The following is an 8713-nucleotide window of genomic DNA, read 5'->3' on the forward strand; positions in this document are numbered from 1 at the left end:
AATATTATCGAGCAGCAGTTTTGAAAAGATCGATATTGTCTAATGCTTTACCTGTTCCAATTGCTACGCAATCTAATGGATCTTCTGCAACAAGAACTGGCATTTTCGTTTCTTCACTAATTACTTTATCTAAATTACGTAGTAATGCCCCGCCGCCTGTTAATACGATACCGCGGTCCATAATATCAGCCGCTAATTCAGGTGGCGTTTTTTCTAACGTATTTTTAACTGATTCTACAATCGCATCTACTGTATCTTTTAATGCATCTGCAATTTCTTCTGGCTGAATTAGTACTGTTTTTGGTAAACCACTTACTAAATCACGACCGCGAATTTCCATAGGCTCGATACCTTCTGGCTCGCCTGCAGAACCAATTTCTAATTTTAATGCTTCAGCTGTTCTTTCACCAATCATTAAGTTATAGCTTTTCTTAATGTACTGAATGATTGAATCATCCATATCATCACCAGCAACACGAACTGACTGGCTTGTTACAATACCACCTAAAGAAATAATTGCAACTTCTGTTGTACCACCACCGATATCAACAACCATACTACCAGTTGGTTCCCAAACAGGTAAGTTTGCACCAATTGCTGCTGCAAATGGCTCTTCGATAGGATAAGCATCACGAGCACCCGCTTGACGAGTCGCATCGATTACTGCACGTCTTTCTACAGCTGTAATACCAGATGGTACACATACCATTACATACGGCTTACGTGAGAAGAAACCGTTTGATTTTTGAGCTTGTTGAATGTAATATTTCATCATTGTTGCAGTTGTTTCATAATCAGCAATTACACCGTCTTTCATCGGGCGAAGTGCCACAACGTTCCCTGGTGTACGACCAATCATTTGTTTTGCATCGCTACCTACAGCAACGATTTGTTTCGTATCAGTTTGTAACGCAACTACTGAAGGTTCACGTAAAACTACACCTTTTCCTTTTACATATACAAGCGTGTTCGCAGTTCCTAAGTCTATTCCAAGATCGCGAGTAAATCCACCAAATCCAAACATATTATTTATCTTCCTTTCTTGTTTTCACGGACTCATTTTTTCTTACTTTATATTATAAAAACAGTACGTTTTTTATATCTTTATCCTTTTTGTAGATAAATTTCTACAAAAAACTCATAAATCACATTATAAAACAAAATAAGTAAAAAGCATAGTCTTAAATATGACCTTTTTCCTTTAAACTCACGAATTTATGGTCACCTATTATAATATGATCAAGCACTTCAATTCCGATAATCTGACCGCATTCTACTAAGCGTTTGGTTACTTCAATATCTTCACGGCTCGGCGTGGGATCTCCTGAGGGATGGTTATGAAGACATATGATAGAGGCTGCTGCACGACGGAAGGCTTCTTTAAAAACTTCCCTCGGGTGTACAATTGACGTGTTTAAACTTCCAATAAAGATCGTTTGCCTATGTATAACTTGATTTTTTGTATTTAAATATAAACATATAAAGTTCACGTAAATACGAAAAATTACAAAACAAAAGAGCACAGCGTGTATAAGTAGTGCTACCAACACTCTTATACCGTTCACCTGAGCTGACCAGGTAAACACTTGCTATACTCTCATGAGTTATTGTACATCATGCAGGGTCTATTAAGCAACGTTTACCAAATTATTGGTGACGTTGCTTTTTTGTTTCCTAGAAGGAGACTTATAATATGGAAAAGAAATGCATAGATGTTATAGCAAGTGAAGAATCATTCCGTAACTTATCACCATTTATAGAATTAGAAGAATTGAACAAAACTATACGTACATATAGAGACATTATCCGTATGTCTATTAAGCGTACCGACGTAAAATCTAAACTAATTGCATTACTTGAAATTTTAAAACGCCACAGCTGCAAATATGTAGGTGTTAGTTTCCTATGTAAAAATTCAATTGCTCACATGATGGAAGTTTCATATAAAACTGTACAACGTTTAATGAAGAAACTTGAGGGTTTAAAGATGATTAAGCAAGTAGCGATGAAACGTAAAAAAGATATGCTTCAAACTTCTAATGCTATTATCATTCAACCAATTGTGGAAGTGTCCAACAAGAAACCTGGTAAAATGTCCGAGAAGTGTCCTACCATTAAAACAAAACCTGTTTTATTAAAACAAAATATAAAAGATATAAACAAACGTAATAGTAATGAGAATAGCAATACTCCAGAAGAGAATATGGAACAAGCTGACTTTGTTGCTCATTGGGTACCAGAACGTTTTATTTCTTTAGTTAACTTTTTTTACAGTGAATCTAAAACAATTCAAGAACTGTGGAAGGTCGTAAGACAGTGCAATAAAATCGTTAACCATACAACAGGTGATACAGCATTTACTAAAGAACAAGAGTTAACTATTGGCTTAAAAGCTATTAAAGAATTTGTTATGAAAATTAAATCCGGAGTAAAAATGAAAAAAGGTAAATTCGCTTATTTCAACGGGATTGTAAACAACTTAATGGACAAGTTCTACTTCGATAAAGAATTTATGGCCATATAAAAAACACCTAGCTAAATTAACTAGGCGTTTCGATTTTCAAAATATCCATGAATTGAATTTTATGTATTGCATTCGGTCCATCACTCACTACAATTCTATTCAGTTGTTGTTCCAGTTTGATTATTTTACCTTGGATAACATCTGGTTCTTTATATTTTCGATACACAGTAAATACTAATTCTGTATCATCTTGTACTGCCAATTGAATTAATTCAGCAGCCTCTTGTTGTTCGAATTCATCCATGTATGGTCTAGGTTCTTTTTTAGTAGCCTTTTTCTTTGGTGGTTTTGGAATTGCTGTTGACATATGACCTCACCTCATTATTTATTTTTAAGCATATTGATAGTTATTTCTTACTTTATCAACAGAAAGTATATTAGCTAATTTCAGCATTCTAACTTGTTGTTTTTGCATGCAATACACTAATACACGATCTTCATATATCTTCCTAACAATTACAGTTCTTTGAGAGAAATCTCCAGAACTCTTTAAATAAATTAATTCGATTGGTATTTTTTGATTGAACGAACACTTAAGTAAGTGATTCATAAGATGACCTCCAAAAGAACATTTGTTTGTATAAATTATAGAACAACTGTTCTGTTTCGTCAATATATTACAAACTAACATTTACAGTTGTTGTATGAAATTGGTATGATTTAGGTATAAATCTATGGAGGGAAACTATATGAAAAAACCGTTTTATAAAAAATGGTGGGTTTGGATTATTGCTGCACTAATAATAATTTTTGTTGCTGCTGGTGTTAGTGGTAATAAAAAGGATGGCACTAAACCTGCGGTTGCAGAAAATAAGGAGGCTAAATTAACAGTAGATGAATACACAAAAAGAGTAGAAAAAGCATTGAAAGAGATGGGAGAAAAAACAAAGCTAAAAATTAACTCAACTGAAATTTTAAAAGACGGGAGAACGTCTATTGGTTTATCAGACAATATTATTATTGTTTTAGAAACTGATAATAATAAAAATATAAAAAAAGCTTCATTAGCAATGACTCCAAATGCTTATTTTACTGAGATGGAAGACTTTAAATTCGCTTTCTTATTATTAATAGGAACGATGGATGATTCACTGAATTTTGGAGAACGCAATTTAGTTAAACAAGAACTTGGCCTTAGTGACGAAACAATATTTAGTAAAGATCATACCAAGGTTTATCAAAAGAATAAAATAAGGTATACATATAAAGGCAGTATAAAAGAAAACTTTATTCTACAAGCGGAATTGCGAAAGTAGGTGTTTAAAATAAAAAGAGATTCTAACGTTATGAAAGTTGTTAGCTCTATATTCAGGGGATTTCGTTTAATTAGCAGAATTATAAATCCGATATTAAAGGCATTATCTAAAAATAAATTTTAAACATCATAGCACCCAAAAAGCCAACCCTATTCTAAATAAAGTTGGCTTTTTTGTTATTTCACATATTCATATGCTGGTGAAGGCGGTCTTCCGTGGTCATAAGCGGGTGCACCACCATGATCCCCGTGTGCTTCTAATTTACTTATAACATTAGTATGCCCCTCACCATATGCTAAATCAGGTCTTTGTGGTGCAGGTGTATCACCTTCAGCCATTGCAATAAACCCTACTGCTATAATGGGAAGTAATAATACTGACTTTAACTTTTCCATCACACTAACGCCCCTTTTTCTTCAAATTGTTTTCTTGATTCATTACTGATATAAAAGTACTTACTTGCTTTTTTGTCGTTCGCTTCTTTATAAAACATAGTAGCGAGAATTTCAGCATATTCTTGAACACACTTTGTTAATCCTTCTACTTCAAAATAGGAAATTCCTGCTTCTATTACACTTTCTAATACATTTAAATCAGATTCATCATTCAATTCCTTTAATATATTAAATCTGTGTATATACTCTTGATTCCCTATTTGAGTAGACGTTCTTAGCCCCTGTTCTATTAACCTATTGGCTGCTGTATGTTCCCTCAATTTATAATGTTCCTTAGCTTGTAAAAAGATGGCCTTATAATGGTTTGGTAAATGTTCAGTTACTTCTGATAAGTGGCGGATAGCTAAAGACGAAAGCCCCTGACTAGCATATAACCACCCTATATTGTTTCTAAGACGTAATAACAGTTCTGTGTTATCACCCTTTTTGACAATATCTATTGCTTTATTTAAGTGTTCTTCAGCCTGTTCAAATTGTCTTATCTGTATACATGTTAATCCTAGTACATTTTCACATAATGCTACGTTTATCTCATAGCCTTCATTATTATGAAAAGCTGTTTTTGCTTTGTTTATATACGTTATAGAGGGGAGGGGCTTATATGTTTGATAGTAGAATGTTGCTAAGCGGTAATTAAATTCTGCTTGTTCTATTTCATCAGGGACATATTTTAGAAGTGATTCTGCTTCTTCAAATTGTTCCCCAGCCTCTGCATAATTAGACAAAAATGTATTATGTATTGCTTTATAAAAGTGGTAGTAATAAGCTAAATAATTGTCTACTGGTTTATTGAAGTTCTCAATTTCATCAAATTCACTTGGTAAAATATTAATACCTTGAGTTAGAACCTTATACCTAAAATCTAATAAAGAGTAATATAATAATAAGTTTTGGTCTTGTAATTCTGTGTCTTTTTCATGTTGTAAATTATTAATTAAATGATCAATTTTTTCTTTCAAGTTTGACGCCTTTACATACTGTTGTGTTAACATTGCTTGATACCAGTCATTAAGTAATTTCGTAACTTGTTCATTCCCCTTCACTGGAGCATCCATAAAATCACTTCCTTCTTTCTGAATAGTCTTACATTAAAGGATAACAAAAAAAGGAAGAAAAAAGAATAGCAAAGTATATTTCTACATAATTTTCAGACTTTTAACGGTAAATATTAACAAATAAAGACAACTCTTGCTTTTGTACAATGGCCAGTATTACTGAATTAGAAAGAGGTATTATTAGTAAACGAATAAAGTCTGGTCTGCAAGCGGCCCGACACAAGAGGAAAGAAAGGTGGTCACCTAATAAAAGAGAAGATAAAATTGCAATAACCATTAAAATGTATAAAAGTAAAGACTACACGATTAAGGAAATTACAGCGGCGACTGGAATTAGCAAAACCATGTTGGATAGGTACTTAGACAAGGCGTACTAAGGTTACCAGAGTAATTTATGTGACGGACTAGAACAGCTACTCTGTGACTAGACCTTAATATAAAGGGTTTTTATGAAGTATGTCTAATTAGTTATAGAAGTAGTACAACACGCACATTTAATTGATGGAGGTATAAGATATATATGTTTTTTGAAAACGATAGTACTAAAAAGAAGAGTTCATCTAATAATGCATGTTGGATTACCTTTTGTTTTTGGGGACTTGTGTTATTTATGAATTCTGTATGTGAGTTATTGTTTGATAGAGAGCTTATATCTAGTTCCTTTCTAATACTTGTACTGGGTTTAATCATATTTTTTGCAAGTGATTTTATAATAAACAAAAAGACAAGGAATTAATTCCTTGTCCCTTTTTATTGTGAACGACAAGTGAAGGTATGCGTCGCACCAAAAGAAAGCCTATTGATAATAATACCTTTGTTTTTATTATTACAATAGTTAATTGCACCTGCACCTAAGGCTGGAACAGCTACGATCATTAAAGTGACCCATGTAGGACTTTTGCCGAATTTTTTAGCTAATGCAATTGCAAATCCCCATCCTGTTCCATGTAAACCAGCAAGTTTTACTACTTCATTCACTTGGTAGTTTGAAATATAAAAGTCTTTTGATCTTACTGCAGCATACTGTGCTGCGTAATTCGGATTATTATTGATAGAGTTTTCATTGACTTTAGATGCGATAAGATTCGCTACATCGTCTGCACTTACATTTCCATTGTGGAAATCACTTATATTTTTATATGAATAATAAAAATCTTGTGTTGCTTTACTCAGCTTTAAGATATCTTCCGGAGTATTATTAGATAGATTCTCCATATCTAAATTTCGATCCAATTCTTGAATAACATCCATAATCTCTTTAGTTTTAGCGATTTCTAAACCACTAACCTCAGTCTTGATAGTGTTAACATCCCGACTTTCCTCAGCATAAGAAACACTTGAAGGTGCAGTGTAGGAAAATGCTAGCATGGTTGTAAAAGTTACTAGGAGGCACTTGTTAAAAATTTTCATTTTTTAATCCCCTTCCCTCTTATTTTTTAACACATTTATACTATAATTCAATAATCAGGAAATTAATAGGGTTATATTCTAATTTTAATAGATGGATTCTATCATTCATTGTAAAAACAGACACCAGTAAAGAACTTTAACTGGTATAATATATTGAATAAATTAAATTAAAGAGATACATAAATACTGGGATATTTAATTGCCCCGTTTTTCTTAGATAGTGATCATCCTATTTAACCAAAGCACTCCTCAAGAGCGCTCTGGGTTTTTATTATTCATTTTAATAAAACTATTCTTTTGTGAAAATATATTTAACATATACATTTATCGTTCAATAATAAGTTCTATCCTTCACTAATATTGGATATACTATTTATACATCTAGAGAATCACCATATGAGGCACCTTCAGCTGGGGAAGGTGTCTTTATTATTTTCGAGTCATATTGTATGTAGTGGATTCATATAATTAAACTGCCGATACTGTAATATAGAAAAAGAGGGATGCTCTTTTTCATTTCCTTACTTCACATACACATAGGTTGCATTTACTTTTACATAATATAATATATTTTATCTTTCAAATTTCAGATATTCACCTGAAACCCACTGGTCTCCCCCAACATTATACCAACCATCTCTATATCCCCACGACTGATACTGTTCCCCTTGGTACACATTTTTTACAATACCATAGTTAGTTCCTGGACCTTTACGAACACGTAATACATCAGCTGTAATAGTCACTACACCAATGCCCTCATTTAAAGGTGTAGATGGTGCCGGCATATTTTCTCCTGTATAACGAATGTATGATGGATCATTATAAATCCACTGATCCCCACCAAGGTTTAACCATCCATTTGATTGCCCCCATACTTCATAGGACTCACCTTTACCTAATTGACGAATAATCCCGTATCCAGTACCTGGGCCTTTACGAAGGTTAATACCATTCCCCTCAATATACGCAATACCTGTCCCATTAGTTGACGGTGGAATAAGCGTAGGATTTTCTTTACAGTCTCCATTGTATGCATTTTGGACTCTTTCAATAAAGTTATTCCAACGTCCTTCTGCCAACATACGATGAGGGCAGTACTTCCCACTCCATGATTGGTGTGTACGAACTTTATGAATTGGAATATTGTACTGTTTCATTAGTTGTGCTACAACGATAGCTGCATTGTCTTCCGCTTTATAATATCTATCTCCACCGCTTAAAGAGTAGCAAATTTCAACCCCAATAGATTTACGATTACCATTCCCGTTACCGTCGCCAGTATGCCAGGCGTTACGCTCTAAAGGAATTCCTTGTACAGCCTCCTTATCATCTACCGCGATATGAAACGATACTTGATTATCATTGCGAATCATATAAGAGACTTCATTTTCTGCTGTAGCGTCGTTGTACGTATTGTGGACTGTAATGAATTCTGGATTCATTGTATACGGACACTTTGTACCATATTTACTTGAGTCAACTAATTTTTTTCTAATTTCCATTATTGGACATCTCCCTTTTTCTCTTCTTGTTTTTGTTTTCCACCCAAAACTTCAACTGCATTTGTTAATGCTGAAGGTAAGGGGATTCCCATACGACCAGCGTTTTCTAAAAGTGAAAGTAACTCATTACCCATGAAGAAGAAAATAGTCGCTTCACGAATTGCACTGTTACTTCCCAGTGCTGAATCTAGTTGAGCGGCCGCTCCGACCAAAAGAAAAAGCACCACCTTTTTGGCGATGCCTTTGAAACCAACTTTACTTTTTAATTCTCCGTTATATCCTGCTACAATCATGCCAGTTAAATAATCAATAACTGCCATCGTCAATAAGATTTTCAATGTTGCATCCCATCCTCCCAAAAAATACCCACAGAAGCCACCAAAAGTGGCAATAAAAGTTTTTAATAATACATCAATACGATCCATCTTTTCCTCTCCTTTTTTAGATAATAAAAATAGACCAGCTTATGGCTGCTCTGGTTTCTCGTCTATTAATTTTCGAACTAAAT

General features: G+C 33.7%; 10 protein-coding genes and 1 pseudogene. 2 read left to right on the plus strand and 9 right to left on the minus strand.

Annotation, left to right across the window (positions count from 1 at the left end; all coding sequences use genetic code 11):
* Window positions 1-4 precede the first annotated feature (4 nt).
* Both mreB and radC read right to left on the minus strand, forming a co-directional pair.
* Window positions 5-1024 (minus strand): cell shape-determining protein MreB, encoded by a 1020-nt coding sequence (gene mreB, locus ATL10_RS15430; protein ID WP_000466736.1) that lies wholly within the window; start codon window positions 1022-1024, stop codon window positions 5-7.
* A 157-nt stretch (window positions 1025-1181) separates the two neighbouring features.
* Window positions 1182-1487: pseudogene (gene radC / locus ATL10_RS15435) on the minus strand (RadC family protein); the annotation flags it as partial.
* Window positions 1488-1693: 206 nt separating this feature from the next.
* Here radC and ATL10_RS15440 point away from each other — a divergent pair.
* Entirely contained in the window at window positions 1694-2524 is an 831-nt protein-coding gene (locus tag ATL10_RS15440) for a hypothetical protein (RefSeq protein WP_048556221.1), read from the plus strand.
* A 16-nt stretch (window positions 2525-2540) separates the two neighbouring features.
* Here ATL10_RS15440 and ATL10_RS15445 read toward each other — a convergent pair whose 3' ends face one another.
* Both ATL10_RS15445 and ATL10_RS15450 read right to left on the minus strand, forming a co-directional pair.
* Window positions 2541-2831 carry a YolD-like family protein gene (locus tag ATL10_RS15445; RefSeq protein ID WP_000100788.1) on the minus strand — a complete coding sequence of 97 codons (291 nt, stop codon included), beginning with the start codon at window positions 2829-2831 and terminating at the stop codon, window positions 2541-2543.
* A 24-nt stretch (window positions 2832-2855) separates the two neighbouring features.
* Window positions 2856-3074, minus strand: coding sequence for a hypothetical protein (locus ATL10_RS15450; RefSeq protein ID WP_110497111.1), 219 nt, complete (start codon window positions 3072-3074; stop codon window positions 2856-2858).
* 139 nt (window positions 3075-3213) lie between these two features.
* Between ATL10_RS15450 and ATL10_RS15455 the strand changes: the two genes are divergently transcribed.
* The gene (locus ATL10_RS15455) at window positions 3214-3780 is read left to right on the plus strand and encodes a hypothetical protein (protein ID WP_110497113.1); all 567 of its coding nucleotides are present in this window, start codon (window positions 3214-3216) and stop codon (window positions 3778-3780) included.
* A 176-nt stretch (window positions 3781-3956) separates the two neighbouring features.
* Here ATL10_RS15455 and ATL10_RS15460 read toward each other — a convergent pair whose 3' ends face one another.
* From ATL10_RS15460 to ATL10_RS15490, 5 genes are all read right to left on the minus strand, one after another.
* Complete coding sequence (locus ATL10_RS15460; RefSeq protein ID WP_110497115.1) at window positions 3957-4175, minus strand: hypothetical protein; 219 nt, start codon at window positions 4173-4175, stop codon at window positions 3957-3959.
* Window positions 4175-5290: a Rap family tetratricopeptide repeat protein gene (locus ATL10_RS15465; protein WP_110497117.1), complete on the minus strand. Its 1116-nt coding sequence runs from the start codon at window positions 5288-5290 to the stop codon at window positions 4175-4177. Before ATL10_RS15465 ends, ATL10_RS15460 begins: the two co-directional genes overlap by 1 nt.
* Window positions 5291-6040: 750 nt before the next feature.
* On the minus strand, window positions 6041-6700 hold the full coding sequence (locus ATL10_RS15480) for a hypothetical protein (RefSeq protein ID WP_110497123.1): 660 nt from the start codon (window positions 6698-6700) through the stop codon (window positions 6041-6043).
* A 572-nt stretch (window positions 6701-7272) separates the two neighbouring features.
* On the minus strand, window positions 7273-8205 hold the full coding sequence (locus tag ATL10_RS15485) for an N-acetylmuramoyl-L-alanine amidase (protein ID WP_110497125.1): 933 nt from the start codon (window positions 8203-8205) through the stop codon (window positions 7273-7275).
* Window positions 8205-8630: a phage holin family protein gene (locus ATL10_RS15490; RefSeq protein ID WP_110497127.1), complete on the minus strand. Its 426-nt coding sequence runs from the start codon at window positions 8628-8630 to the stop codon at window positions 8205-8207. Before ATL10_RS15490 ends, ATL10_RS15485 begins: the two co-directional genes overlap by 1 nt.
* Window positions 8631-8713 lie beyond the last annotated feature (83 nt).

The organism is Bacillus sp. 196mf, assembly GCF_003217275.1.
Lineage (GTDB): Bacteria > Bacillota > Bacilli > Bacillales > Bacillaceae_G > Bacillus_A > Bacillus_A thuringiensis_S.

Bases quoted from the DNA above. Each gene is read 5' to 3' on its own strand.
- ATL10_RS15455 (WP_110497113.1), top strand. From the start codon at position 3,214: ATGAAAAAACCGTTTTATAAAAAATGGTGGGTTTGGATTATTGCTGCA.
- ATL10_RS15450 (WP_110497111.1), bottom strand. From the start codon at position 3,074: ATGAATCACTTACTTAAGTGTTCGTTCAATCAAAAAATACCAATCGAA.
- ATL10_RS15440 (WP_048556221.1), top strand. From the start codon at position 1,694: ATGGAAAAGAAATGCATAGATGTTATAGCAAGTGAAGAATCATTCCGT.
- mreB (WP_000466736.1), bottom strand. From the start codon at position 1,024: ATGTTTGGATTTGGTGGATTTACTCGCGATCTTGGAATAGACTTAGGA.
- ATL10_RS15465 (WP_110497117.1), bottom strand. From the start codon at position 5,290: ATGGATGCTCCAGTGAAGGGGAATGAACAAGTTACGAAATTACTTAAT.
- ATL10_RS15445 (WP_000100788.1), bottom strand. From the start codon at position 2,831: ATGTCAACAGCAATTCCAAAACCACCAAAGAAAAAGGCTACTAAAAAA.
- ATL10_RS15480 (WP_110497123.1), bottom strand. From the start codon at position 6,700: ATGAAAATTTTTAACAAGTGCCTCCTAGTAACTTTTACAACCATGCTA.
- ATL10_RS15485 (WP_110497125.1), bottom strand. From the start codon at position 8,205: ATGGAAATTAGAAAAAAATTAGTTGACTCAAGTAAATATGGTACAAAG.
- ATL10_RS15460 (WP_110497115.1), bottom strand. From the start codon at position 4,175: ATGGAAAAGTTAAAGTCAGTATTATTACTTCCCATTATAGCAGTAGGG.
- ATL10_RS15490 (WP_110497127.1), bottom strand. From the start codon at position 8,630: ATGGATCGTATTGATGTATTATTAAAAACTTTTATTGCCACTTTTGGT.